We start from the raw sequence: 25,104 nt of genomic DNA, 5'->3' as shown, positions 1-25,104 counted from the left end.
TTTGGAGTGGTTTCAAGGGCTCTTCGTGGAAAACGTTTGCTGTTTCACTTCGCCTAAGACTTCCTTCAGAATGGCTTGAACGAGAGTTGAATGATCATGATCCGGGTATATACAGATTCAGGTCCTTTGAAAGATTTGTGATCTCGACTGAGGGCATCCTAACAAGCTTGCCCGAATCAAATCCGAAAAAAATGAGATAGACTGATTCCGGTGCACCTGTCCTTAGGTAGGCGTCTTTTCCGACCATGATTGTGTACTTGGTCTCTACCTCTGGATTCTTGAAGTAGTAGAACTTCTCTTGAGAAAGGCCGGGTTTGAAATTCTTCTGAAAGAAATACCCAGAGTCAGTAGAAGCTTTTTTTATTCCAACCCAGATATCTTTGGTGCCCGTTACGAAAACCCTGAAATACGGTCTATCGCTCGCTTTCTGAGCCTCTGTGATTATGGCTTCCAGATCTACCGTTGTGTTCGAGAGAAAGTTCTTTGCAACTATATACTGCTCCAGTGTCCCTCCCGATCCAAGAAGTCTTTCAACACTTGCGAGCTTTGCCTTGAAATCATCTTCTATTGACAGCAACTCCTGATCATACTGCTTGCGCATTTGAGTAAGCTCGGCTTCCATCTGTCCAACTTTGTTGATAGCAATTAGCGAGAATATGAAACCGATTATCGCAGCCATTATCAGGAAAAGACCGATAGCGAGCGCAGGGGAAGTCCTTCGTCTCTTTGCCATTCTTCACCTCTTTCTCCCGCAAAAGAAGAGATGCTCGGAACGGGCAAAAGTCTCGCGGTTTCCGCAGTATTTGTATTCCCAGTCTACCGCCGCGCTTATTCTTGAGGCCAGTGCCCTCTCATCATACGGATAGAAGGCAACTACCGATGCTGTGTCAATTAGATCGAACCCATTCTCGCTCAGACGAAATTCTACTTCGCCCGGAAAGAAAGGTCTGGTCACAAAGACCTTTCTGCTGAGTGAACTATCTCCTATGGGGATCTCTCCACCTTCAATGAGAGCTTTGGCCATTGAATACTCTCCCCTTGAGAGGAAATCCTGCAAGAAGGCCCAAGCATTATCAACGGTAGCTATAAGTACCCCATCTTTCTTAAGTACCCTGCACGCTTCTTTGAGTACTTTCGTCGAGTCTTTGACATAAGAAAGAAGATCGCCCATTGCAAGAACGTAGTCAAAACTCTCCCCTTCAAATGGAAGGTTATCTGCGTTCGACCTGAGAAACCTCACGTTGAGTTCGGCTATCTCGGCCTTCATGGACGCGACCTTCAACATCTCTTCGGCGAGATCCACTCCTGTTACTCTATGGCCTTCTTTTGCAAGATACAATGCCCATCTTCCTGTTCCAGTACCGATATCAAGTACCTCTCCCAAGGTCTCTACGTGGTCGGCCAGAAGTCTTTCAACAGTGGCGTGGAAAAGCCTCCAGTAGGGTTCTTCGTACAAACAATCATATCTACCTGCAATTTCGTTATAGTATTCCCATGAATCCCTCAAACCGGCGCACCTCACAAGAAGAATTACGGCAAATGAGCAATTAACTATAGTATAATACATACTTACCTGGGATTCAGAAGTTTGTTGACCCATAAGAGGAAGTGCGATCTGTGAAGATCCCCATGAAACTTCTCGAAGAACCATTTGAACTCATTAGGACCAGCAGGAAGACTTTTGAAGTGAGACTCAACGATGATAAGAGAAAGAAGATTTCGGCCGGAGATGTAATTGTCTTTACAAAAATCAGTAGCGGAGAGACTTTGTAAGTGCAGGCCTTGGGGGTAAGATCATTTGCGACTTTTGAAAAATTGTTTGATTCGTATGACGTTGAAAGACCAGGCGAGGGTGTTGATAGCTTACCGAAGAGAATCAGATCTATATTTTCAGATAACGACGAACGGAGATTTGGTGTTCTTGCTATCGAAATTGAGCTTGTCTTAGGGACCTAGAATCGTACTCTCTTCCCTGAAAAACTCTCCAAGCTTCTTTCCCATATCCTTCACGAATGTGTTTATGTCCTTCGACCTTTTTAGGTACCACCAGAAGACCAGTATTCCGATCGTTGCGCCGATATTGTTATATATGAGATCAAGCATTGTGTCGTCGAGACTATTTTCCTGAGCCATACGGTAACCGGGATAACCGCCAAAGATCTTGTCGGAAATGAACTCACCTATTTCCCAAAATACACCTATCATATTCACAATTGATATTCCGGAGAGCCAGACCTTCCACCTAACTGCCTTTTGGGGAAGGTTCGACCAGGCGATCGCCGAGCCGAAAATAAACGGAAAAAGAAAAAAAGCCCCCCAGAATCCACCGAAAATGTGAAGGAAATCGTCGAAAAGGGCGAATTTGTTGTAGAATTCACGCCACAAGCCAAAGAAACTATGAAGAGTGAGGTGCATCAATATGAGAAACCGCGTCTCCTCGTAAATCGGAACTCCTGTAATACCCTGGAATATCCAGGTAGAGTAGCCCAAAAACGCCATGATGAGGTAACCTAGCATATGAGGTAGATGGAAATTGCCAAGAGATCCAAATACCGGTACGAAAAGTAGAAACGAGGAAAGTATATTGATCCATTTAAGTGTGTTATAGAACTTTATGTTGGTTGACAGCATGGACTTGTTTAAAGTTGGTTTGTCGATTAGAGTCTCCCCAAAACTCCACGCGTATGCTCCAAGAATTCTAAGGACGTTCTTTAGAGTCATCAAAGGCCTCCGCAAATTGTCATTTTGTTCACATTATACACTTATACACAAATATACACAAACTTGCCGGTTCACTATCGATATAATTTAACATAGCAGTTTACAAGTGAAACAGACTGCGGATATTCGCGCTGCTTTGTCAAACTCATTTGTTAGACTATTCAAGAGGTGAGGTTATATGAATTCGAGAAAGGGCTTTGACTTCAATGAGTTTGCCACAATATACTCTCAGCACAGATATCCCAACGAGAAGTTGGTGGAGCACATTTTCAACAGAGTGCACTACGCCGACAGAATACTGGAAGCCGGATGTGGGACTGCTGATTACGTGAGCGTCCTATCAGAACTACTCTATGCGGATGGTTTTGGATTCGATATTAGTCCATCAATGATTTCCGAGGCCGAAAAGAAGAATCACACCGTCGATCTGAAAGTAGCTGATGCCAATAAAGCTTTTCCTTACGAGGATTCTCAGTTTGATTTTGTTTTTAACATAAATCTTGTCCACTACATTTCCGATCTTGAAAACCTCTTCATGGAGAGCTACAGAGTAATGCAAATCGATGGAAGTGTTCTCACGGTAACTGATTCATGCCAGGACATAGGAGAGAGAACTTTGACTCAGTATTTCCCTGAGACATTGGAGATAGACAGGGAAAGATATCCTGGAAACTCAGCTATAATGTCGGCTATGAAGAAGGCTGGATTCGAAGGCATCTATACTACAAAAGTGAAGACCACCTTTGAGTTCAAGAAGCAGCACTATGACCAATACAGAAGCAAGGCCTATTCGGCATTGAGATTGTTATCCGAAAGAGGTTTCAGAGAGGGAATGAAGAAACTTGAAGCGGACATGAACAAAGGACTTGTGATGGGAAGAAAGGCTTATACTCAGATTTGGGGTATCAAAGTAGCGAAGAGAGACTTCGATCTTCCAACGATATTTTCAACAAGCTTCGATGGCAGAGAAAGAAGCAGTTAACAGATGGAGGTATTGTTGTGAGGAAGACGGCGATTAATACTCTGGTCGTAGCTGTTGGTTCATGTTTCTTTTCGTCTGCTATGAGCGGCGGAAAATGAGTCACTTTCTCTGTTCTAAGTGCGGCCGGAGGTATCCTGCAGATACGAGGCAATTCAGGTGCTCATGCGGAGGGACATTCGATCTGGATTTTAGAGCTCGGTTTCCAGTGCATGAGATTGAGAAACGCTCTCACAATATGTGGCGCTATCGTGAAGCTTTACCAGTCGAGTTTGATTGCTCTATTGTCTCTATGTCGGAAGGGTGCACTGCGTTAGTCGAAGAGGTAATTGGAGGAAGAAGCGTTTTTATCAAGAATGACACACTGTTTCCGACGGGCTCATTCAAGGATAGGGGAGCAAGTGTTCTTATAAGCTATGCGCGCGAACATTCAGTGAAATCGGTAGTCGAAGATTCGTCGGGTAATGCTGGTTGCTCAATCGCTGCTTATGCGTCCAGAGCTGGTATGCGTTGTGAGATATTCGTCCCCGATAGCACATCTCAGAGCAAGTTGAACCAGATCGCGGCCTACAATTCGAGAGTGAAGTTGGTCAAGGGGTCTAGAGATGATGTGGCGAGGGAGATTCTCGAAACTGCAAGTATGGAGTTCTATGCTAGCCATGTATACAATCCATTCTTTCTTCACGGAACAAAGACATTTGCCTTCGAAGTATGCGAGCAGCTTGGTTGGAAGAGTCCAGATGCAGTAGTCGTTCCCGTGGGCAATGGGACACTTCTCCTCGGAGTGGCTATAGGATTTGACGAATTGCGTTCTGAAGGCGTAGTCAACAGAGTTCCAAAAATCATTGCGGTTCAATCGAAGAATTGCTCTCCTCTTTTGCAAGCGTTCAATAAGAAGTCTGATCTGCCGTTGCCCCTGAAGATCGAGAAGACCATTGCTGAAGGAATCGCAATTGAAAGGCCAGTTAGGGGAGCGCAAATACTAAAGGCCGTTACCAGAAGCAATGGAACATTTATTGGTGTTGCTGAAGACGAGATTGTTGAGGCGGGAATCGAAATGGCAGGACGTGGGTTCTTTATTGAACCAACTGCGGCAGCAACGATTGCAGGCCTTAAGAAGTATGTCACGTCTAGTAGTTCTCACGATTTGATTGTTTCAGTCTTCTCCGGTCATGGCCTGAAGACTGATCGATAACTCTGCGTACTTCCTTGGTGAGTGTCTTAGTTGAACGTGAGCCTGCTTTTCTTTCAGCTCCTTGAAGCAACTGAGATTCTACTGAGTTTTCTCGATTCGCCAAAGAAGCTTGAACTGGAAGTTCGAGTGAAGATCTTCATTCACGTCTCAGGTTAAGAAGCATCAAGATCACTGTCACTCTTCAGAGCTGCGGCTTGCGAGTCAATTATGAATCCAGGTAGAGATTGTGTTACGTTGACCACCCGATACACTGGTTATATAATTGAGTAAGGAGGTGGTTGAGTTGTTTTGGGATCCAACATTCATCATACTTATTCCTGCAATCATCCTGGCAGCTTACGCCCAGTTCACCGTCAGTTCTCGCTTTTCACAGTATTCGAAGATCAAGTCGAGCTTTGGATTCAACGGCACTCAGCTTGCTAGGCAGCTATTGGACAACGCCGGTCTACATGACGTCAAGATAGAGAGAATCAGAGGCAATCTTACCGATCACTTTGATCCGAGGAAAAAGGTGGTGCGTCTGTCTGATACTACCCACAACAGCACATCGATAGCTGCGCTGGGTGTGGTTGCGCACGAAATAGGCCATGCAATTCAGGACAAAGAAAAGTATGCACCTCTTGTTGTCCGAAATGCTGTTGTTCCTGTTGCCCAGTTAGGTTCTTCTCTTTCCTGGATAATTTTCATCATAGGTCTCCTCATGGTTTCTCAGATCCTGATAAGAATTGGGATAGTTGTATTCTCTGCGTTCGTGTTCTTTACACTGGTTACGTTGCCGGTGGAGTTCAACGCAAGTTCAAGAGCAAAGAAGCTGCTTTCGTCCATGGGGATGCCTTCGAATGAGCTTAAAGGCGTGAGTTCTGTTCTGGGAGCTGCTGCAATGACGTATGTGGCTTCTGCGGCCACTGCTATTTTTCAGTTGTTGAGAATGCTTATCCTATCTGGATCAGGAAGAGATTAATGCAGGGGGCACGTTCCATAGCCCTCCAGACACTATCCTTTTTTGATACTAACGGGTATATTTCTTTTAAGAAGGTGGAGATGGCACTCTCCACCCTTTCTTCGAGTGATAGGTCCTTTTGTGTGAACCTGATCTACGGAGTTCTTAGAAAGAGGATTCGAATAGACTACGAGCTCTCGCGGTTTCTGAGAAAACCCAGCAAACTTCCTGTGGCAGTAAGGAACGCCTTGAGGATTGGTATATTTCAAATCATGTTTCTGGATACCGTACCTGAATATGCTGCTGTAAATTCTTCTGTGAATTTGGTGGGAGTAAGGGAGTTCAGGGACCTTGTCAACGCAGTTTTGAGAAAGATTTCCGATACCGGCTATTCGAATAATCAGCCGCTGAATGTTTTTTACTCCCATCCTGAGTGGCTAGTAGAATACTGGAGAGAAGTAGAATGGATAGACGATGTCGATGAGCTTCTCGAGTACAATCAGACACCTCCGACTCAAACAGTCCTGGCTTCAGGCAAAGAGGATGAGCTGATAGAGAAGGGTTTCATCTTTGACAAGAGTGAGTATTCTGAGCTTTGCACTGTCTTTCAGAAGGGAAGCTCAATTGAGAACCTAGAGACTCTGGATGAGGTCGAGTATATACTTACAGAAGTGGGAGTTCCTGTGGTCAAGCACAGTGGCAGCCTAACCGGCAGAATCAACGCAATGCCGTGGCTTCTTCATACGTTGACTCGGGACTCGCTTGATATTGCGTCCCATAAGGCCAAGACTCTTCTGAAGAGCTTCTCAAAAGAACATAACGATTTCATCTACTATAGTCAGGCGATCACCAGAGAAGAAAATGATATGGCTATTGGGGTTCTCGGTGAATTCGAATCAAGCAAAATGGGCCACTTCTTCTCGGAAAGGAATATAGTTGCCAGATTCGATGGAAGAGGGTACTGGTTGCAGCCATGGAAAGCTCCCCTTGTGTGTTATGTGGCAAGACTTAGGAGGAAGAAGTGAAGGACGTACTTTCTTTTAGTTTGGACGAACTAAGAGAGGAAATGCTTTCCTTAGAAGAAGCAACATTTCGAGCAAAGCAGATCTTTGACTGGATTTACAGGAAGAAGGCGGTGGACTATTCGGAGATGACAAATCTTCCCATTAGTCTTCGGGAAAGACTCTTCGGGCTTCTTCCCTTTCCGGTTATGGAAATGGAGGAAAGACAGGTGGCCGGTGATGGCACTGAGAAGTTCTTGTGGAAGCTGGAAGATCGCAATCACATCGAATCAGTGCTTCTGAGGCATCCAACTCATACTACGTTCTGCATCTCTTCACAGGTTGGTTGTGCGCTGAACTGCTCCTTCTGTGCTACGGGAGCCGGAGGTTTCGCTCGAGACCTGTCCGCAGGCGAAATTGTCGGCCAGGTTGTATTCATGGAAAAGATCAGTGATAAACCTGTTGACAACATAGTTTTCATGGGTATGGGAGAGCCTTTTCTGAATGAGGACAATGTATTTAAAGCGATAAGCATTCTCCACGACCCCGTAGGGAGAGACCTTGGAACGCGGCGATTCACTATATCAACATCCGGTATTCCAGAATCGATAAGGAAGTTGGCCGATTCGAAAATGGATGTTAGACTGTCAGTATCGCTTCATAGTGCAAGAGACGAACTAAGGAGCAAGTTGATGCCTGTTAACAGGAAGTACCCGTTATCAACTCTTAGAGAGGCTCTAGAATACTATCAGCACATCACCGGTAACAGGATAACCGTTGAATATGCAATGATAAAGGGAGTGAATGATTCCAAAGAAGAGGCGCAGCGCCTTGTGGAATATCTACGAGGGTTGAAGTCATTCATAAACATAATTCCGGTGAATCCCGTCAATAAGATCTACGACAAACCTTCAGAAAATGTAGTAGTTTCTTTTGTTGAAACTCTAAGAAAAGCAGGGTTTGAAAGTGCCCTGAGGCATGAAAAGGGAAATGATATCGATGCAGCTTGCGGTCAGCTCAGGCAAAGAAGGAGGTAGGGCTTGGATAGAAGAAAAGGAGTAGTCGTTAGATTCGGAAGCAGAAATATGGAAGTAGTCGATAGCGAAACAGGAGGAAGACTTGTTTGCACCATGCCTGGGCGTTTTAGAATGCAGGGGATAAGACCTATTGTAGGAGATAGGGTTGAGTATACATTGAGCGGCAACGGTCAGGGTCGAATAGAGAACATTCTTCCCAGAGAGACTGAACTATTAAGACCGCGAATCTCCAATATTGAGCAGATACTTCTTGTACTATCGTTGAAGGAACCGGCTGTTCAGAATACAGTTACTGACCGTTTTCTAGTTCTGGCAGAGTTCGCAAAACTTCCGGTAGTAATAGTTGTAAACAAAGTCGATCTGCTGCACGGAGACGAAATAGAGAGTTTCTGTGAAATCTATGGAGAATACTACGATATCTGCCACGTCTCTTCAAAAGAGCAGATCAACATTGATAGGTTACGAGAGATTCTGAAGGGTAAGGTAAGCGTTATGGCGGGAATGTCTGGCGTTGGTAAGAGCAGTTTGCTTAACACGTTGAATCCCGGTCTAAAGTTGAGGGTGTCAGAAATATCTCGAGGTCTTGAGAGAGGGAGACACACAACATCGTATGTTGAACTGCTTCAATTCGAATTTGGAGGACTGATTGCTGACACTCCGGGTTTTGCTAATCTTGAAATGCCCGAGATAACTCCGGAAAACCTAAAGAGCTATTTCTTGGAGATTACTCAGGAAAATGAAATGTGCGCATTTTCCGATTGCAATCATATTGATGAGCCCGGTTGTTATGTCAAGGAGCTGGTCGAAGCTGGGAGTATTCATAAGAGTCGCTACAACAGTTACCTGAATATGTATAATGAACTGAAGGAAAGAGAAAGAGAGAAGGGAGGAAGAAAACATGGCTAAGATATCTCCCTCTATTCTAGCTGCAGATCTTACAAATCTGGCCTGCGAAGTAAAAAAAGTACGCGAAGCAGATTTTCTTCACATAGATGTTATGGATGGAATGTTTGTCCCCAATATTACTTTCGGAGTGCCTATTATGGAGGCACTTGGAAGACTTGATCATCCTCCATTGGATGTACATTTGATGATAGAGGAGCCCTCAAAGTATGTTAAGGATTACGCATTACTCGGTGCCAAAAACCTCCACGTACATGTCGAGGGAAACTATCATCTTCACAGACTGCTTGGAGAGATAAGGGAGAATGGGGCTAACGCATTCGTTGTGCTGAACCCTTCAACGCCTGTTTCTTCGCTCGAAGAAGTGTTTCCCTTTGTGGATGGTATTCTGGTTATGACAGTCAACCCGGGCTATACAGGCCAGAAATTCATTCCCGAAGCTGCCGCAAAGATCGGAGCTCTCGACCGAATTCGTTCTGAAAAAGGTTTCTCATTCGTTATTGCAGTAGATGGGGGCGTGAGTCTGGGAAACGCGAAGGATTTGGTTGATCTGGGAGCGGACATTCTTGTTATGGGGGCAGCCGTATTTAGAGCGAAAGATCCATCGATTGTTGTAGAAAGGATTAGGGAGATTAGACGGTGAAGCTGTATCTTGTGACTTCAAATGAGAACAAGCTTAGGGAGGTGCGGTTACTTTCGCCGGAGAATATCGTGATTGATTCTATTGCAACTATTGTAACGGTTAGAGAGGTTATAGAGAATGCGGAGACCTTCATGGGTAATTCTCTTAAGAAGATCGAAGCATACAAGGAATTGGGTGTCCCTTTGCTTGCAGATGATTCGGGCCTAGTAATTGATTCTTTGGGAGGCTTTCCCGGGATTAGCTCAGCCAGATTCATGGAGGGTAGAGATTATCCACGAAAGATGGAGGCAATTCTGAACCGAATGAAAGGCAAAGAAGAAAGGACTGCCAGATTCATCTGTGCAGCCCTCTTCTATGATCCTTCAAGAGAGATGTTGCTTGGTGTAGAAGGCAAGGTTGAAGGTTCCATTGCCCTAGAGATTTCGGGAGAAGATGGTTTTGGCTACGATCCGATATTTATCCCTTCTGGTTTCTCCGAAACATTTGGTATCCTAGGCGATTCAGTCAAAAATGAACTTTCACACAGATCCGATGCATTTAGGAAGCTGTTTTCACTGGTCTCCCTTTATAACGAGAGACAATGAGCAGAATGACTCCAGCAAACAGCAAAGCAACTGAAACTACCTTGGCCGTTCTTATGTCTGTTTGACCTATGTAAAGGCTGTCGAGTCTCAGTCCTTCAATAAAGAATCTAACGATAGAATAAAAGATCATGTACAGCGCAGTGACTTCACCGTAGTTCTTCCTCTTACCAAGATACCAATAAAGAAAGGAAAAGATGGCGACATTTGCGAGGCTCTCGTAAAGAAAAGTCGGATGGAAAAACTCATCTCCAGAATACCCTGGCATCCGGTATCTTAACGGAACAAACATCTTCCATGGGAGCTCGGTAGGTGCGCCGTAAGCTTCATAATTGAAGAAGTTTCCCCAACGTCCGATAGCCTGAGCCAGTGGCAAAACGGCAGTGAAGATATCCGTCGCCTGCAGAAAGGATAGCTTAGCCTTTTTTCTTAAAGTGACATACAAAAAAACCACAATCAGAGCTGCAAAGAAAGCTCCGTGGATGGCAAGACCACCATCCCATGTTCTCAAGATACTCCAGAAGTCGCCCCTGTAGAGATCGAAATTGAACGCCACGTAGTAGACTCTTGCGCCCAAAACTCCGAAAATAATCCCGATAAAGACTGCTTCTATCATGTAGTCTTCCTCTATTCCTTCTTTGAGACCCTGGTGTCTTCCTATAAGGTAAGCAACGATGATCCCTGCCGCGATCATCACTCCGTACCATCTGATTGAAAAGGGGCCGAGATTCTCGACTATTACTGGATTAAGTATTAACTCCCCGCTGAATACCGCTTTCAAAAGAAAAAACAACGCAACTACGGAAACAACAGCTACCGATATCAGAACTACTTTCTTCTTCATGTAAACCCCCTGTTTCCAGTTTTCGAAAGGCTTTGACTTCAGGACGTATTTCACTTAAGAAAAACTTGAGCATGCTAATCTTGAGAGGAGTCCTCGTGCAAATCAACGGCCTCCTGTTGCTCTTCTTCAGATTGGGGTTCCATTTCACTAATAGAAGCCTTTTCTACAACAGCATCCAGAACCTTGTTTCTGATGATCGTGGAAACGATATCACTTCTAACGTCTTCACGAGTGCTCACCATTTCTCTTGCTCTGTCGGCAGAAATCCCCCAATAAGGAGCCATCTCTTCAGCAATGGCTTCAATTTCCTCTTCTTCTGCCTCAAACCCTTCTTTGGATGCTATCTCATGAATGAACCTCGTCTTCTTTATCTCATCGAATACACCCTTTCTGAAGTTTTCGACAAGCTTATCTTCGCTTCCGGCTTGATTCAAGTAGTTCTCATAACTCTTATCCTTTTTCGAATTCTCTATTGTTCTCTGAACGAAATAATCAAGTGTCGAATCTGAGATCTCTATCTCTACGAGGTCGTTGATCTTATCCATTGCCTGTTGCCTGAGGAAGTCTTTCTGCCAATTGATGAAAGACTCCATTCCCTCCTTTTCAACGATTTCTCTGAGTTCCTCAAGAGAGTTTGCTTCAGCATTCACTGTCTTCGCAAATTCGTCATCTAGATCCAGAGGGTTCTTCTTAAGCACTTCCAAAATTCTTACAGAATAGAAGTACTCGTTATCAGAGTCTTCAAATGTTCTCGTAAACTCCACCGATTCTTCCTTTTTCTTTCCGATCACATTTTTCACTATAGGTCTATCGTCTTCTGGGGTGATATTCAGCTCCTGGACCTTCTTGTCAGCTATCTTCTTTCCGTCTTTTTCAATAGTATACTCGATTTTGATTATGTCTCCATTCTCGACTGGGCCTTCCTTAGGTTCTACAATTGCGTGCTCATTCCTAAGTTCTTCCAGTCTGTTGTTCACATAATTTAGAACAACTTCGTCTTTCTTTGGTATTTTCAGCTCGAGGTTTGCATAATCGAGAATCTTGATCTCCGGATCTCTGTGAAGCATGACTTCGATGGTTGCTCCCTCTCCCTCCATCTTTTGATCGTTTATCACTGCAGGTATAAGAAGATTCTCATCCTTGATCGCATCTTCAATCTTGTCTGAAAGGACTTCGAGGACCATTTCTTCAAAGCTCTCTGCCAAAAAGTTCCTCACTATGTTCAGCGGTACCTTTCCCTTTCTGAATCCTGGTATTGAATATTGTTGGTTCACATATTTGGCTACATCCTTCTCTGCCTGCCTTACTTCTTCTGAATCAAAGGAAAAGAGAAATGTCTCAACATTCTTTTCCTTCTTAACGAAATTCTTTTCCACCGGTAATTACCTCCATTCAGTCGCAACCTGTGTTTTTGCTGTCCAATTATACGTATCTGCCTGCTGTTCGGGGTTAAAGTGATGTTATATTAAAGGCTGTGATTACTGGAGTTCTATTAGCTCATACTTCAGGCTTTCCGGTTCGATTATTACCACTGTTGGTCTTCCTGTGAGGTAGCCGCAGCATTCCCCAGGATTGATTATAACTGGTTTGGAATCAAGTCTTATGTCAAGATTATGAGTATGCCCGTAAAGCAAGAAATCTGCTCTAACAGTATCTTTAAGCCCAAAAGGTTCATGCATCACAACCACGCGATAACCCTGGATCTCGGTTTCATTGGGGCCCTTCACTAATGAATCACCAAGCACCCTTTTTAAGCCAATCAACTCTCCGTCGTTATTTCCAACTACTACGTGAAGCTCCCCGCTGAACCTCAACAGCTCTTCTGCAGCAAACGGCGAAATAAGATCTCCGCAGTGAATAAGAACATCTACCTCGCGGTCTATTGCCACGCGTACAGCCTCGGAAATTCTTGTAATGTTGTCATGAGAATCCGACATTATCATCCATGCCATTCCCCACACCTCTTGGCATCTTGTATCGTTGAAAACTTAAGGTTAATCGAATACAATTATAACTGCACAGGGCCCATGGGACAAAGGGTCTGATATGCATCATGTGCCTTCGGAGGTTTGATTGATTAAGAAGAGATTGGTAATTCGCTTCTGCTGTGGAGGTCTTCTAAGATTTCTTTCGCATCAGGAGACGGTTACGGCAATAGAAAGGACAATCAGAAGATCGAAATTGCCCGTTACTTACACTCAGGGATTCCACCCTCGGGTCAAAATAGGTTACTCTCAGGCAGTTCCAACAGGTGTGGCAAGTTTTGCGCATTATGTTTTCCTCGAGACAGAGACAGAAGTCTCTGACCCAGTGAAAGCCCTAAACTTTTCCTCTTGTTTCACTTTAAAGGCTCAGAAAGCATGGTATATTCCTTCGAATTACACAAGAATAGATAATCTGATTGATTCCTACAGATTATCGCTTACACTTCCGAAAGAGCGCTATATTCCAGATTCATATGACAGCGAGCTCAAAGTTTCTAAGAAGACTAAGGGAGGTTACAAAGAATTCAGAGCAGGAGATGTATTTAAGGACCTCACAGTGACTCCCTTGAGAACCGTCTATATGGTAAAATATTCCCAGCCAATAGACTCAATGGTTTCAGCGGAGGAAATACTCAAGATTTTTTCGAAAGATGGTACCGCTTCTTACGAAGGGGTGTTTGTTTTTGTGGAGGAAGCTCTCGTAAAAGGGAAGCGAACTTCAGATATTCTGGATGAAATAGGAGGGATTCGAAATGTCTGGTCACAATAAGTGGGCGAATATCAAGCACAGGAAAGGCGCTCAGGATGCCAAGAGATCCAAGGTTTTCACGAAAATCATCAGAGAACTAATGGTTGCGGCAAGGGAAGGAGGATCAGATCCTAATACGAACACTTCTCTGAGGGCTGCTATAGAAAGGGCTAGAGGCGCGAATATGCCTAAAGACACAATGGAGAAGGCAATCAAGAAAGGCGCCGGAGAACTTGAGGGGCAAACGTTCTCCGAAGCTCTTTATGAAGGGTATGCTCCTGGAGGGGTAGCACTTCTTATAAGATGTCTTACTGATAACAAGAATAGGACCGCTCAAGAGATCAGGCATACCCTTTCGAAGTACGGTGGCTCTATGGCAGAGAGTGGCGCGGTTAGTTGGATGTTTGAAAGAAAGGGAATCATTACTGTCTCTAAAGAGCAGATTTCCGACCTTGATGAGTTCCAGCTTCTTGCAATCGAGGCAGGAGCCGAGGACATAAAAGACGACACCGATCCAATAGAGATTATAACCTTTCCTGATTCGGTATCTGATGTCAAAACGGCGCTCGAAGAAAACGGGTATTCTCTTTCTTACGAGATGAGCTATATACCAAGCAATAGTCTGAAGGTTGAGGGTTCAGAAGCGAGTAAGCTTTTTAAGCTCCTTGACATTCTTGAGGACAACGATGATGTTCAGGAGGTTTATGACAACTCGGATATTGATGAAGCCGAAATGGAGGCGCTTGCCGATCAGATGGGCTGATATGAACTGCCCGTTTAGGAGACACTTGGAGTGATAACAATTGCTTTCTCTTCTAGGAATTACGCTAGCTCTGATTCTTGATCAGGTAAGTAAGTACTTTGTTGAGAATGAAATGACGTATTTTCAGCGAATAGATTTGGTCGGCGACTTCTTCGGCTTGAGATATGTCAGAAATACGGGTGTTGCGTTCGGTCTATTCAAGAACCAAGAACCTTGGCTTCTGGCTCTTATTGCTGTTGCAATTGTCGTAACGATTGTGATCCTTTCTAATGCAAACTCATCGAAGTTGTCAAAATGGGAGTCCTTCTTCATTGGTCTGATTGCTGGAGGTGCGCTCGGAAATAACCTGATGGACAGACTGAGACTCGGCCATGTAGTTGACTTCTTCGAGCTGAGAGGGTTCCCCGCGATCTTCAACTTCGCAGACATGTGTATAGTGTTCGGTGCAGCATTGCTAACTCTTTCAGTATACCGAAGGGAGAAAAGTGCTTCAAGAGATAACAGTCTCCAGGCGTGAAGACGGCTGGAGGCTTGACAAGATAGTAGTTGAGAAAGCCCCTCCGTGGATTTCACGTACTTTTGTGCAGCGGCAGATTATAGAGTCTAAAGTTTTTGTTGACGGAAGAGCTAGAAAGCCGGCGTACAAGGTGAAGTCCGGAGAAATAATAACTTTCGAACTGCCGGACAAGCCCCAAATACTATCAGTAGAACCAGAAGATATCCCTCTAGACATAATATTCGAAGATAGAGACATAATCGTTGTCAATAAAAAGCCAGGTATTATTGTTCACCCTCTTCCAAGAAAGCAAACCGGCACACTTGTAAACGCTTTGCTTTATCATTGCGGAGATCTTCAAGGTATTGGTGGTGTAACAAGACCCGGGATAGTTCACAGGCTTGACAAAGACACTAGCGGCGTAATAATCGTTGCAAAGAATGATCTTGCTCATGTCTCCCTCTCCTCACAGTTCAAGAACAGGCTGACCTCAAAAGATTATCTTGCTCTCGTTAAGGGTAAGACACCCGCATCTGGCAAGATAGATTACTCCATTGCACGTCATCCCGTAAACAGACTTAAGATGTCAATAAATTGCAACGGTAAGGAATCTCTTACGAATTTTCGGACACTAAGGAACTTTTCTGAACTTGCCTCTTTAGTTCTTGTGAGTCCAAAAACTGGCAGAACTCATCAAATAAGAGTTCATATGAAAGAAAAGGGCTTCCCTCTTCTGGGTGATGCAGTCTACGGAAAGGCAAGAGATGACGAGATATTTGGAGTGAGAAGGCAGATGCTCCATGCACTAAGACTAACCGTCTTACACCCTCGTTCCGGGAGAAGAATGACTTTCTTGGCAACACTTCCTGAAGACATGAAGGAAGCAATAGTTAATCTAAGCGAATTGGTGGAGAAGAAGGCATGAAGACTGCTTTTCTAGTCACAAAGTACGAGTTATTCGGTTCTATCCTCGAGCTGGGCGAGACGATTGCTGAGTTGAAAAAAAACGGATATGAAAGATGTGTCATAGTCGACTCTTCATTGTCGTCTTTTGTGAAATGGCATACAGCGCTTTCCCGAGCAGGTATAGTAACTGTACCGGGTTTACACAAAGGAAATGATTATTGGATTGCCAGAAGCGAAACAGGGTTCAGAGAACTTATGAAAAGCGAGATTATCGAATCCGATGACTTGGTGCATGTTTTGGGAAAACCTCGCAATCTGGATCCCTCGTCAAAGAACCCAATCTGGGAGTGCCGTTATCTTGATCAAAATAGCGAAAGGTTCAGAACATACACATCCTTGGGGGATGTCCTCGAAACGTCCGACTACTCTTTGCCGGATGAAAGACGCTATCTGGATATGGAGAAAGACCTTGGCAAACTCCTTTCTGAATTACCTCAGGAGTTTGCTATACGGAAGCTGAATCACGTTTTTCCGGTTAGATCAAAGCCTGAGGATTTCTCCGCGTTGCTCGAGAAAATAATCGGATCAAAGAAACTTGGTGCTAGTTACGCTATAAGACTTGAAAGGGAACTTTCGGTGATTCTGGCAAAGGGAATTCAAGATTATTTCATGACTGTCTCAAAGATCGTTGAGATAGCAAAGACCGGTGGTTGTTGGATTGGCCCTGGAAGGGGATCGGCCGTTGGTTCACTTGTAAGTTATCTGCTTGGGATAACACGTATTGATCCCGTTGAAGAAGAACTCTTTTTTGAAAGGTTCTTGAGTTTGAAGCGCGAAGATCCACCAGATATTGATCTTGACGTTGATGATGAATCGAGGCAAGCACTTCTAAGGAGTTTGAAAGACCACTTTGGAAGCGATCATCTATGCCTCATTAGGACGGCATCTACTTACGGATTCAAGGGGGCGGCTCGGGAAATTGGCAGAAAGCTCGGTATTGATGGTCAAAGAATATCGAGGCTAATCGAGTGGAGCAAAGAAGGGCAAAGATTTCCCTACGCGTTTGAAGGGGATGTTGACATGAAACAGCTCTTTGATATGTCAAGAAGCATTGTAGGTCTGTACTCAGGTTTTTCAATTCATGCAGCGGGCCTAATTCTGTCTGATTACCCTATTTCCGGATTGATTCCACTCGATTCAAGCGGTGATCTTCCTGTCTCTCTATGGGATATGAATTCTCTCAGCATCATGGGTTTGCAGAAGATCGATCTTCTGGGACTCAGGAACCTTTCGCTTCTTAAGAAGATGGCGAAGGGCAAGGAGCCCTGGCATTCTCCTACGAACGATGCTAGAACGTACGAAATACTGGAAAAAGGCTACACTGCCGGCGTGTTTCAGCTCGAGGCCCCGTACGCCACGAAGGTTGTTAGATCAGTCAAACCTATCTCGTTGAAAGACTTGTCGATATCGATCGCCCTCAATAGACCTGGGCCAATCAAATCGGGAGTCACGGAACGCTTCCTCAGACTATCCAGAAATCCCTCTGATCTGGAAAGAATTAAAAGAAAGGTTCCAGTGCTTGCGGAGACCGGTGGTCTTCTAGTTTATCAGGAACAGGTTCTCAAAATCGCTTCCAGTTTGCTTTCTCTTGAAGCAGACGATGGAGAGCTTTTGAGAAGAGCTCTTTCCAAGAAAGACAAAGAGGTTGTGAATAGCTTGTTCAGGGCTTCACCAGGGTACAGCAAACTCACTCCTGAAAGAAGAGAGAAACTGCTGTCCTTCCTTATGGACTTCGCTGGATATGCATTCAACAAGTCTCACAGTCTAAGTTATGCAATGATCTCTTATTGGTTGGCATACTTCAAAGCGAATCACCCCGAAGTCTTCTATCCGCTTATCTTAGTTGAATTACCCAGAAACTCCCTCACACGCATTGCTGCTGAGATAAGAGACAGGGGATTTTCATTACGTACAGAAGATAGATCAGTGCAAAGTCGAGATTATGTGACAGTTTCGATTCCCAGACTGCTAAATATCGACTACTTAAAACCGGTTCCAGACGAGAATTCCTTTTTCACTTTTGTCAGAAACAATAGGTCTCGTTGTCAGGCGAGGGACCTGGAAAAACTGATAAAGAGTGGCTACCTCGATCGCTTTGGTCCAAGAAACGAGTTGTTGAAGAGAATGAATGATGCACTGGCCGGAGTTAATCCAGAACTGAAATCGATTCGTTCGGTGTTCGGGTACAAGGAAGATGAACAAGAAGCAAGGGAGAGCGATACAGATATTGATAGAGCGATGATGGAAGTTGAAGTTCTTGGTTTCAATTTGACGGAGATACAGCCGCCGGACATTTCCCGAAGACCGACTGATTTCGAACTAACAACGGCTCTTGCACGTTTGAGAACGGGAATCGCTGCGTTCAAAAGGATAGACTACCTCGGCAGAAGCTTTGTAACTGATGGGAGGTCCTTTGTGGAGATAGCCGGGCAAGCCCCTCTTCAGGGTTATGCGCTGTTCAAGAGCGGGAGACCAATGGAAATGAAAGAGCGCGTTACAGAGGTGAACAGAGTTTTCCACGGTCAAATTGATAGGAGGTTTCTTGCTGCAGGCTCCGATTGCGAAAAAGTCATAATCAAATCTAAAGATTCTCAGACAGTGGTCCGCAATGCAAAGCCTTCGGAAATTGACTCAGATGAGATAATCTGGAAGTAGTACATGGAGGAGATAATGGAGATCTATTTCGTCAGGCACGGAGAAACTGAGTGGAATAACAGCAATCGCTGGCAGGGAAGATCGGATATTCCACTTTCAGAAAGGGGCAGGAACCAGGCTATACAGACTGGAGAGTTTCTCAGGAAGATCGGTCTAAGACCAGCGGCGCTCTATGCCAGTGACTTGAAGAGAGCAAGAGAGACGGCAGAGATTATTGGTCAAATTCTCAGGATCAAGCCAATCGTCAATCCGGTCCTCCGCGAAGCCGATGTTGGTTTGTGGAATGGCCTGGAAATTAGCGAGGCTTTCAGAAGTCACGGCAATCTAATTGAACATTGGCGAAAGGATCCGTGGGCTAACATTGCAAAAACAGAGTCCCTTGGCGAAGTACAGAGAAGAGCGGTGAGCTTTCTTAAGTTCGCATCAACCGCTTTCGCGGGAAAACAGGTAGTTGCCGTCTCTCATGCTTTGCTTATAAGGACTGTCATCTGCTACTCAATGGGCCTGCCTCTGGAGAACCATTATAGACTCTCAATGCACAACTGTTCAGTGTCTTCGATCATTGTTGAGAGTGGGGAAACAAGGGTTCATGAACTGAATCTCTGGCGTCATCTGGAAGAAGAGTAGGTATTATGAATTTGAGAGTGAACTTCGTTCCCCGTGTCCTTGACGAACAAACCGATATCGCAGTTGTAATTGATGTCTTGCGGGCGACCAGTACTATCACGACGGCGCTTCATCTTGGCGCAAAAAAGGTGATTCCTGTGGAATCGGTCGAGGAGGCTTTGGAGTGCAGAAAGCGGAATCGCGAGGTGCTTCTTGGAGGAGAGAGAGGATCGATGCAGATAGAGGGATTCGATCTGGCAAACTCCCCAGTTGCTCTCTGCAAGAAGATGATCTTTGGAAAAGAGTTGGTTATGACGACAACGAATGGGACAAACGCTGCACTTTTGTCGAAACGTGCGGGAAGGCTTGTTGCTGCCTCCTTTTTGAATCTTGAAAGTATAAACGGGTTTCTTGAGAGTGAAGGCGGCAGGATTGAGCTCCAGTGCGCCGGCTCTAGTGGAAGAGTTTCACTTGAGGATGTCTTGCTTGCGGGTGCAATTGTATCCGGATTGGGAATGGGTTGTACCGATGATGGTTGCTCGTTAGCTTCGCTCCTGTATGAATCGGCCAAGAGTGATTTGGAGAGCTTTTTCATTAAGAATGGCTTTCACGCGAGAAGACTTCTCTCTCTAGGGTTTGGTGATGATATAAGCTTTTGTGCTAGAATCAACATGTACAATCTTCTCCCGTTGTGGCGGGACGGTGGGTTCGTACGGGGGTAGTTTAATGGAGTTTGTTTCAAATTTCTTTTTTGTTATCGCGATGGGAGCGCTCTTTCTGTCACTGATTTTCTTCGAAATTGGAACTAAGAAGGTGCGTAGGCCGAAGAGCGAAGTGAAGCCTGAAGATTACAAACCTTACGATAGGAAAGGCTGGTATTCTCTGTTGGCAGCAGGAGGGTTTCTAGGTCTATCTTTGTTGTTTGCATTGATTTTCTGAAGGTCGAGGGGGTTGATTGAATGCCTAGCAAGCTAGCAGTTGACAGCATCATCTCGAAACTGCCGGGGGTGCACAGCGCCAGAATAGTTTATGACGAAAACGGCGAAATGGTCGAGATTCACGTTTTGGCGGACATTTCCAAACCGGCAAAGCAGTTGGTAAGAGATATTGAAACGGCAATATACGCTTCAACGGGTGTCAAGATCGATAGGAAGATCGTCTCTATTGCACAGATATCCCTGGATTCAGACGATGAAGAGGAAGCTTCGGTTGTAAGACCTTACCAGAAGGAAGAAGTCCAAGGTTACAACTTCCAACTTAAAAGCCTCGAGACGCGCGCAACGATGCGAAAACTAGACATAACGGTAATGCTAGATTATGAGGGAAGAGAACTTGAGGGTTCGTCAATTGTAGACATTGGTGACGACGAGAAGTACATGGCAATCGTGGAATCAACGGTTGCAGCAATAAGGGATGTCATTCCAAGTTTCAGAATAGAGTTCATCGAAAAACTGGAGTACGGGATGACTGAGATTGTAATGGCGGTAGGTTCTGCATTGGTAAATGGAAAGAGAAAGAGAGAAGCCGGCGCTAGACTGTGCAAGAAGGACAGTCTTAGCGATTTCGCGCTAGTGGTTCTCGAGATAATCAATAGGATCTAAATGAGGATACTGACTATAACTTTGGAGGTGCTCCAATGGATTTGTCGCACTTTGTCTCTTCTGTAACGCCTTCGGCGACCTTGGAATTCAACAAGAAGGCGTTGGAACTCGCTCGATCAGGAGAGGATGTTGTAAAGTTCACTGCAGGTGAACCGGATTTTCCTACTCCCCGCCCAATTGTCGATGCAGCAATAAGAGCTCTCAATGAGGGAAAAACGAAGTATACGAACGCCGCTGGAATAGATGAGTTGAGAAAGGCGATAGCTCTGAAACTTCAGAAGGAAAACAACATGACTTACTCACCCGAAGAGATTGTTGTTGCGAACGGTGGAAAACAAGCTATCTACAACGTTCTGAAGGCTTTGCTCAACGTTGGCGATGAGGTGATAATCATTTCGCCTGCATGGGTAAGCTATGAGGCGCAGATTCTTCTCTGCGGTGGTGTACCGGTCATTGTGCAGGCTGATGTTGAGAGAGACTTCATTCCTGAGATCAACGAAATCGAGAGTTCTATTACCGACAAAACGAAAGCGATTATGATAAATTCTCCGAACAACCCGACCGGGGCAATCTATCCAGAGAGTTTCCTAGAGGAACTGGCAGACCTTTGCATAAAGGAAGATCTCTTTGTCATCTCTGATGAAGTGTATGAAAAGCTTGTATTCGATGCTTCTCACTTATCAATAGCCTCGATGGATGGAATGAAGGAACGTTCAGCGGTCATAAACGCTTTCTCCAAGACATACGCAATGACGGGCTGGAGAGTAGGCTATTCCGCCACATCCACTAAGCTGGCAAAAGAGATATCTAAAATCCAGAGCCACCTTGCATCAAATGTTAATACTATGGCTCAGTATGCAGCCTTGAAGGCGTTTGAGGTCGATACCTCTTCCATGGTTGAGGAGTTTCGGAAGAGAAGAGATTTGGTTGTATCAAGGCTATCTGAGATTGGACTCAAATTCAGCAAGCCTGCGGGGGCTTTTTATGTATTCATAGATATCAGACCATACCTTGGCCGAAGGTATGTGAATTCCAACGAATTTGCTCTTGGGCTTCTCGAGGAGCAGAAAGTGGGAATGGTTCCGGGAAGTGCGTTCAGTTGCGAAGGCTTCATAAGAATGTCTTACTCCAGTTCGGTTGAAGAACTGAAGAAGGGAATTGACAGATTTGGGAGATTTCTCAAGGCGATTTGACTAGCGGCCAGTCCAGTCCAGGCTCCATTTAAACGATTGAGTTAGAAGCTGGACACTTTCTAGATCGGATTTTGAAAGGTCGTCCAGCATTCTGTTCATAGCATCTCTAAAGGCGTATTGTGTGTTTCCTGAACGGATCTCCATGAGACATTCTACAGTAGCTGCGAACTGATCGGCTGCCCACACGATTCTGCCTTCCAATGATTCAAATGGATCCAGCATTCTGAGTTTAAGCTCTTTGATAAGTTCATCGGGCATTCCGACCAGCAGGTTCTCGGTAACCATCTGCTCTTCAACTTGAGCGATCACCTCATCAAATCCAGGGACTTTCTTCTTTGTTGGTGTGATTATGTCACCGGTCATGCTTTCTGGAATGTCGTGCAGAAGGGCGCGTTTTACAGATTCAACGGGGTTTATTGCAGTGCCTTTCTCCTCCTCAATACAGGAAAGAATGTATGCAGTTATTGTAACATAGGATGAATGGGCTGCTACAGTGGTTGGAACGTTTCTATTCAGCCGATTCCAGCGGACAGCTCTTAACAGAACGATCAAAGCGTTAGTGTAGCGTTCAAGCCATGGGGTATCCATGATAAGGCGGTAAGGTTCGAAGTCTCTGAAGATTTCGATTCGTTTCTCGAGACCTTTCAATGGTCGGCTGAAGAAGTCCGGGAAACTCCTTGCATGTAGGCCCGCCTCTAGTCTGGCAGACAAGAGATCTCCCGTCTGGATTATTTTGCCCTCGACAGAATCATCTTTTGAATTGACCATAGACAGATAGAATGGGTTGTGCCGTTCTTCGGGCAAGTATTGAACGATTTCCTCAACGGTTCTCGAAAAAACATCGTTCCATTTATCTGGTGAAAGAGATTTTATCAGAACCTTGGTGTCAACAGAGATGTCGGAAAGAAGGCATTTTGGCAGTTCCTTCAAAACCAGTCTCTGAAAGAGTTCCTTCTGGTTGATATCGAGACCACTCAGCCTGGCCATCTCTGACATCAGTAAACTGTATTGGGCTGAGATGAAGGCATTCTCTGCTTCGTTAGTCCTTAGAAGAGTGGGTGTGTTGTTCCACCTATACATTGTGAAGAGATTTGTTGCGAGTTCTAGTAGCTTCACGTATCCTTGAAACACGGAGACACCTCCCCAGCAGGGTCAAAGATCACACTGATACAATTATAATTGTTGTGTTGAGTAAAATAAAGTCTTTAGCAGGGAAAGAGGCGGTTTTATGAACATTTGCAAATGGACAAACAGGACTTATCCACTGTTTAGTGATGACTGTACTGTAGGTGAGATCTTGAGCGACAGAAAGTCGGCTGGGCTCACGTATGTAATCTCGGTGGATAGTGACGGGCGACTGGCAGGCGTTGCAAGAGTGGATGATATCAAAGATGTTGATCCTGCAACGCCCGTTTCAGAGGTTATTACAGAACCGGTCTTCTACTGTCGAGACTCTGATTTCATTGAAGATGCCGCACTTATGCTTATCGAGAGTCATGACTATGTTCTTCCTGTAGTTGACGACGATTTTTTGGTGGTGGGAGCTATCGGAGTCTTTGAGATTCTTGAAGGCCTGATGGAGTTCACTGCAATGGACAAGCCAGGAACAAGAGTCTCCGTGATTCTGGAGGACAAGCCAGGAGCGTTGCGAGATGTTGTAGATTACCTTGCCGAAAGAGAGGTAAATATTCTTTCGATAATCACGTCAGCGGCAGAATCAGAGGATGAAAGACGGGTCGTTATCAGAACAGATGAGTCGGACATAGGAATGATCGCTGAAATACTTCAAGAAAAGGGAGTTTCTTTTGAGAGTATAAGTGAAGAGGAGGGTTTTGGTGTCTGATTTTGCAAGTTACCTCATTCTAGGTGCGGTTCAGGGAGCAACTGAATTTCTTCCAGTTTCGTCTTCTGGACATCTGACTATTTTTTCAAGTTTTCTTAATGTTCCGCTCGATGTTGAATCTAAGGCGGCGTTTTTTGCTGTATTGCATCTTGCAACATTTTTTGCCGTTTTGTTGTTCACATTTAAGGATGTATGGACCATATTCTCTGGATTGGGTAAGCCAGAAAAGAGGGACTCTTCAATCAGGTATATATTGTTGCTTCTAATTGCGACCATTCCGGCAGTTATAGCTGGTTTTCTGCTGGAGGACGAGATAAAGCTACTGTTTTCAGATGTAGCCTTTGCATCTACCATGTTATTTGTGACCGCGACTATGTTGTTCATATCGGATAGGCTTAAGGGTGATCGCAAGATACTGGATCTCTCTATTGCAGGGGCTCTTTCAATCGGTATCTTTCAGGCGGTGGCTATAGTTCCGGGGATATCCAGGAGTGGTTTCACCATCTTCGGAGCCTTACTTGTCGGTATGGTTAGAAGAGACGCCGTTAGATTCTCGTTCCTCTTGAGCCTCCCGGTTACTCTAGGAGCAGGTCTTCTGGAGCTTTCAAGAGTTAATCTTCCTGTCAGTACGGTTCTATTGTCTTCCATTCTTGCTTTCCTGACCGGAGTAATGGGACTGTGGCTTCTCAAGAAACTTGTTCTGAAGCGACGTCTGAGTTTGTTTGCCGTTTACTGTATAATTATAGGGACAGTAGGTTTGATTTTTCGAGGAGTGATGTAACTTGGACTTGAATCTCCTCTTTCCCGGCAGTTTGGTATATGTGCCGGGAATGCTGGATTCTCCAACGAGTAGCTGCGTTCTTCTTGTGGAAGATGAAAAAAGGATTCTCGTCGATCCGGGCGGGTTCCCTTCTCTAGAGATTCTTGAAGATAAACTGACTTCTCTGGATCTTTCCCCAGATGAAATTACTGACATATTTCTGACTCACTTTCATCTAGACCACGCCTTCAACAGCATGTTTTTCCCGAACGCAAAAGTTCATCTGCATGAGAGTTACAGTAGCAGAGACTACGGTTCGTTTGGTCCAATAGTTGGAGCCATGTACCAGAAGATAGTTCTCTCCTGGAATAGAGTCGAGCCGTTCAGGAATGGAGACAGGCTTCTAGATTCAGTAGAAGTTCTGGAGTCTCCTTTTCACTCGAGAGATCATGTTTCATTTTTTCTTGAAACAAGTAATTGTGGCAATGTCTTTATTTGTGGAGATATATGCACAAGGCAAATACAGTATCACGAAATGCGAAAAGGTATGCGGACAGACGAGGCCGCTGCTTTCGTAATGAAGTACTTCGACAGGGCAGATACTGTGATCTTTTCTCATGACCTGCCGATATTCAAGAGGTGAT

29 protein-coding genes are annotated in these 25,104 nt (G+C 44.7%); 22 read left to right on the top strand and 7 right to left on the bottom strand.

Going from position 1 to position 25,104, the window contains the following annotated elements; genetic code table 11:
- Positions 1-94: 94 nt before the first annotated feature.
- Complete coding sequence (locus B3N33_RS06925; RefSeq protein ID WP_292592683.1) at positions 95-733, bottom strand: hypothetical protein; 639 nt, start codon at positions 731-733, stop codon at positions 95-97.
- 3 nt (positions 734-736) lie between these two features.
- The gene (locus tag B3N33_RS06920) at positions 737-1,567 is read right to left on the bottom strand and encodes a class I SAM-dependent methyltransferase (protein WP_292592681.1); all 831 of its coding nucleotides are present in this window, start codon (positions 1,565-1,567) and stop codon (positions 737-739) included.
- Between the two features lie 50 nt (positions 1,568-1,617).
- On the opposite strand from B3N33_RS06920, the gene B3N33_RS06915 reads away from it, so the two are divergent.
- On the top strand, positions 1,618-1,773 hold the full coding sequence (locus tag B3N33_RS06915) for a DUF3850 domain-containing protein (protein WP_214060839.1): 156 nt from the start codon (positions 1,618-1,620) through the stop codon (positions 1,771-1,773).
- Between the two features lie 171 nt (positions 1,774-1,944).
- Here the strand turns inward: B3N33_RS06915 and B3N33_RS06910 are convergent, their stop codons facing one another.
- Entirely contained in the window at positions 1,945-2,721 is a 777-nt protein-coding gene (locus B3N33_RS06910) for a hypothetical protein (protein WP_292592679.1), read from the bottom strand.
- Between the two features lie 178 nt (positions 2,722-2,899).
- On the opposite strand from B3N33_RS06910, the gene B3N33_RS06905 reads away from it, so the two are divergent.
- From B3N33_RS06905 to rdgB, 8 genes are all read left to right on the top strand, one after another.
- Positions 2,900-3,703 carry a class I SAM-dependent methyltransferase gene (locus B3N33_RS06905; RefSeq protein ID WP_292592677.1) on the top strand — a complete coding sequence of 268 codons (804 nt, stop codon included), beginning with the start codon at positions 2,900-2,902 and terminating at the stop codon, positions 3,701-3,703.
- Positions 3,704-3,908: 205 nt separating this feature from the next.
- Positions 3,909-4,895, top strand: a complete 987-nt coding sequence (gene thrC, locus B3N33_RS06900) for a threonine synthase (protein WP_292592675.1) — start codon at positions 3,909-3,911, stop codon at positions 4,893-4,895.
- Between the two features lie 283 nt (positions 4,896-5,178).
- Positions 5,179-5,856, top strand: a complete 678-nt coding sequence (locus B3N33_RS06895; protein WP_214059745.1) for a zinc metallopeptidase — start codon at positions 5,179-5,181, stop codon at positions 5,854-5,856.
- On the top strand, positions 5,856-6,860 hold the full coding sequence (locus B3N33_RS06890; RefSeq protein WP_292592673.1) for a transcription antitermination factor NusB: 1,005 nt from the start codon (positions 5,856-5,858) through the stop codon (positions 6,858-6,860). The genes B3N33_RS06895 and B3N33_RS06890 overlap by 1 nt, the downstream gene beginning before the upstream one ends.
- On the top strand, positions 6,857-7,873 hold the full coding sequence (rlmN, locus tag B3N33_RS06885; protein ID WP_214078127.1) for a 23S rRNA (adenine(2503)-C(2))-methyltransferase RlmN: 1,017 nt from the start codon (positions 6,857-6,859) through the stop codon (positions 7,871-7,873). The genes B3N33_RS06890 and rlmN overlap by 4 nt, the downstream gene beginning before the upstream one ends.
- 3 nt (positions 7,874-7,876) lie before the next feature.
- Positions 7,877-8,779 carry a ribosome small subunit-dependent GTPase A gene (rsgA, locus tag B3N33_RS06880; RefSeq protein ID WP_292592670.1) on the top strand — a complete coding sequence of 301 codons (903 nt, stop codon included), beginning with the start codon at positions 7,877-7,879 and terminating at the stop codon, positions 8,777-8,779.
- Positions 8,772-9,419, top strand: a complete 648-nt coding sequence (gene rpe / locus B3N33_RS06875; protein ID WP_214059748.1) for a ribulose-phosphate 3-epimerase — start codon at positions 8,772-8,774, stop codon at positions 9,417-9,419. Before rsgA ends, rpe begins: the two co-directional genes overlap by 8 nt.
- Complete coding sequence (rdgB, locus tag B3N33_RS06870) at positions 9,416-10,003, top strand: RdgB/HAM1 family non-canonical purine NTP pyrophosphatase (protein ID WP_214078128.1); 588 nt, start codon at positions 9,416-9,418, stop codon at positions 10,001-10,003. Before rpe ends, rdgB begins: the two co-directional genes overlap by 4 nt.
- Here the strand turns inward: rdgB and lgt are convergent.
- The 3 genes from lgt to B3N33_RS06855 form a co-directional block, all read right to left on the bottom strand.
- Positions 9,957-10,844, bottom strand: a complete 888-nt coding sequence (gene lgt, locus B3N33_RS06865) for a prolipoprotein diacylglyceryl transferase (protein ID WP_292592667.1) — start codon at positions 10,842-10,844, stop codon at positions 9,957-9,959. The genes rdgB and lgt overlap by 47 nt on opposite strands.
- A gap of 74 nt (positions 10,845-10,918) precedes the next feature.
- Positions 10,919-12,220 carry a trigger factor gene (gene tig, locus B3N33_RS06860; RefSeq protein WP_292592665.1) on the bottom strand — a complete coding sequence of 434 codons (1,302 nt, stop codon included), beginning with the start codon at positions 12,218-12,220 and terminating at the stop codon, positions 10,919-10,921.
- A gap of 102 nt (positions 12,221-12,322) precedes the next feature.
- Positions 12,323-12,796: a metallophosphoesterase gene (locus tag B3N33_RS06855; RefSeq protein WP_292592662.1), complete on the bottom strand. Its 474-nt coding sequence runs from the start codon at positions 12,794-12,796 to the stop codon at positions 12,323-12,325.
- Between the two features lie 121 nt (positions 12,797-12,917).
- Between B3N33_RS06855 and B3N33_RS06850 the strand changes: the two genes are divergently transcribed.
- The 10 genes from B3N33_RS06850 to aspC are packed head-to-tail and all read left to right on the top strand — an operon-like array spanning position 12,918 to position 21,857.
- Positions 12,918-13,598, top strand: coding sequence for a TIGR03936 family radical SAM-associated protein (locus B3N33_RS06850; RefSeq protein WP_214078131.1), 681 nt, complete (start codon positions 12,918-12,920; stop codon positions 13,596-13,598).
- On the top strand, positions 13,582-14,340 hold the full coding sequence (locus tag B3N33_RS06845; protein ID WP_292592660.1) for a YebC/PmpR family DNA-binding transcriptional regulator: 759 nt from the start codon (positions 13,582-13,584) through the stop codon (positions 14,338-14,340). Before B3N33_RS06850 ends, B3N33_RS06845 begins: the two co-directional genes overlap by 17 nt.
- Before the next feature lie 40 nt (positions 14,341-14,380).
- The gene (lspA, locus tag B3N33_RS06840; protein ID WP_214059754.1) at positions 14,381-14,857 is read left to right on the top strand and encodes a signal peptidase II; all 477 of its coding nucleotides are present in this window, start codon (positions 14,381-14,383) and stop codon (positions 14,855-14,857) included.
- Positions 14,826-15,761 carry an RluA family pseudouridine synthase gene (locus B3N33_RS06835; protein ID WP_292592657.1) on the top strand — a complete coding sequence of 312 codons (936 nt, stop codon included), beginning with the start codon at positions 14,826-14,828 and terminating at the stop codon, positions 15,759-15,761. The genes lspA and B3N33_RS06835 overlap by 32 nt, the downstream gene beginning before the upstream one ends.
- Entirely contained in the window at positions 15,758-18,457 is a 2,700-nt protein-coding gene (locus B3N33_RS06830; RefSeq protein ID WP_292592655.1) for a DNA polymerase III subunit alpha, read from the top strand. The genes B3N33_RS06835 and B3N33_RS06830 overlap by 4 nt, the downstream gene beginning before the upstream one ends.
- A gap of 15 nt (positions 18,458-18,472) precedes the next feature.
- Complete coding sequence (locus tag B3N33_RS06825) at positions 18,473-19,084, top strand: histidine phosphatase family protein (RefSeq protein ID WP_292587933.1); 612 nt, start codon at positions 18,473-18,475, stop codon at positions 19,082-19,084.
- Between the two features lie 5 nt (positions 19,085-19,089).
- Positions 19,090-19,785: a 2-phosphosulfolactate phosphatase gene (locus tag B3N33_RS06820; protein WP_214060465.1), complete on the top strand. Its 696-nt coding sequence runs from the start codon at positions 19,090-19,092 to the stop codon at positions 19,783-19,785.
- Positions 19,786-19,789: 4 nt separating this feature from the next.
- Positions 19,790-20,002 (top strand): hypothetical protein, encoded by a 213-nt coding sequence (locus tag B3N33_RS06815; protein WP_099828883.1) that lies wholly within the window; start codon positions 19,790-19,792, stop codon positions 20,000-20,002.
- Between the two features lie 20 nt (positions 20,003-20,022).
- A complete protein-coding gene (locus B3N33_RS06810; protein WP_214060466.1) occupies positions 20,023-20,664 on the top strand; it encodes a hypothetical protein in 642 nt (213 codons plus the stop codon).
- A gap of 35 nt (positions 20,665-20,699) precedes the next feature.
- Positions 20,700-21,857, top strand: a complete 1,158-nt coding sequence (gene aspC / locus B3N33_RS06805) for an aspartate aminotransferase (protein ID WP_292592653.1) — start codon at positions 20,700-20,702, stop codon at positions 21,855-21,857.
- On the opposite strand, the gene B3N33_RS06800 is transcribed toward aspC, so the two are convergent.
- On the bottom strand, positions 21,858-22,988 hold the full coding sequence (locus B3N33_RS06800) for an HD domain-containing protein (protein ID WP_214061284.1): 1,131 nt from the start codon (positions 22,986-22,988) through the stop codon (positions 21,858-21,860).
- 97 nt (positions 22,989-23,085) lie between these two features.
- Here B3N33_RS06800 and B3N33_RS06795 point away from each other — a divergent pair, with 97 nt between their 5' ends.
- From B3N33_RS06795 to B3N33_RS06785, 3 genes are read left to right on the top strand one after another with little or no spacing between them, the layout of a single operon-like run.
- Positions 23,086-23,700 (top strand): ACT domain-containing protein, encoded by a 615-nt coding sequence (locus B3N33_RS06795; protein ID WP_214061285.1) that lies wholly within the window; start codon positions 23,086-23,088, stop codon positions 23,698-23,700.
- The gene (locus B3N33_RS06790; protein ID WP_292592651.1) at positions 23,693-24,481 is read left to right on the top strand and encodes an undecaprenyl-diphosphate phosphatase; all 789 of its coding nucleotides are present in this window, start codon (positions 23,693-23,695) and stop codon (positions 24,479-24,481) included. The genes B3N33_RS06795 and B3N33_RS06790 overlap by 8 nt, the downstream gene beginning before the upstream one ends.
- A gap of 1 nt (position 24,482) precedes the next feature.
- Complete coding sequence (locus B3N33_RS06785; protein ID WP_292592649.1) at positions 24,483-25,103, top strand: MBL fold metallo-hydrolase; 621 nt, start codon at positions 24,483-24,485, stop codon at positions 25,101-25,103.
- Position 25,104 lies beyond the last annotated feature (1 nt).

The organism is Mesotoga sp. UBA5825 (assembly GCF_002432955.1).
In the GTDB taxonomy this organism is placed as follows: domain Bacteria; phylum Thermotogota; class Thermotogae; order Petrotogales; family Kosmotogaceae; genus Mesotoga.
The sequence above is the reverse complement of the archived record's forward strand: the minus strand, read 5'-3'. Positions and strand labels throughout refer to the sequence as shown.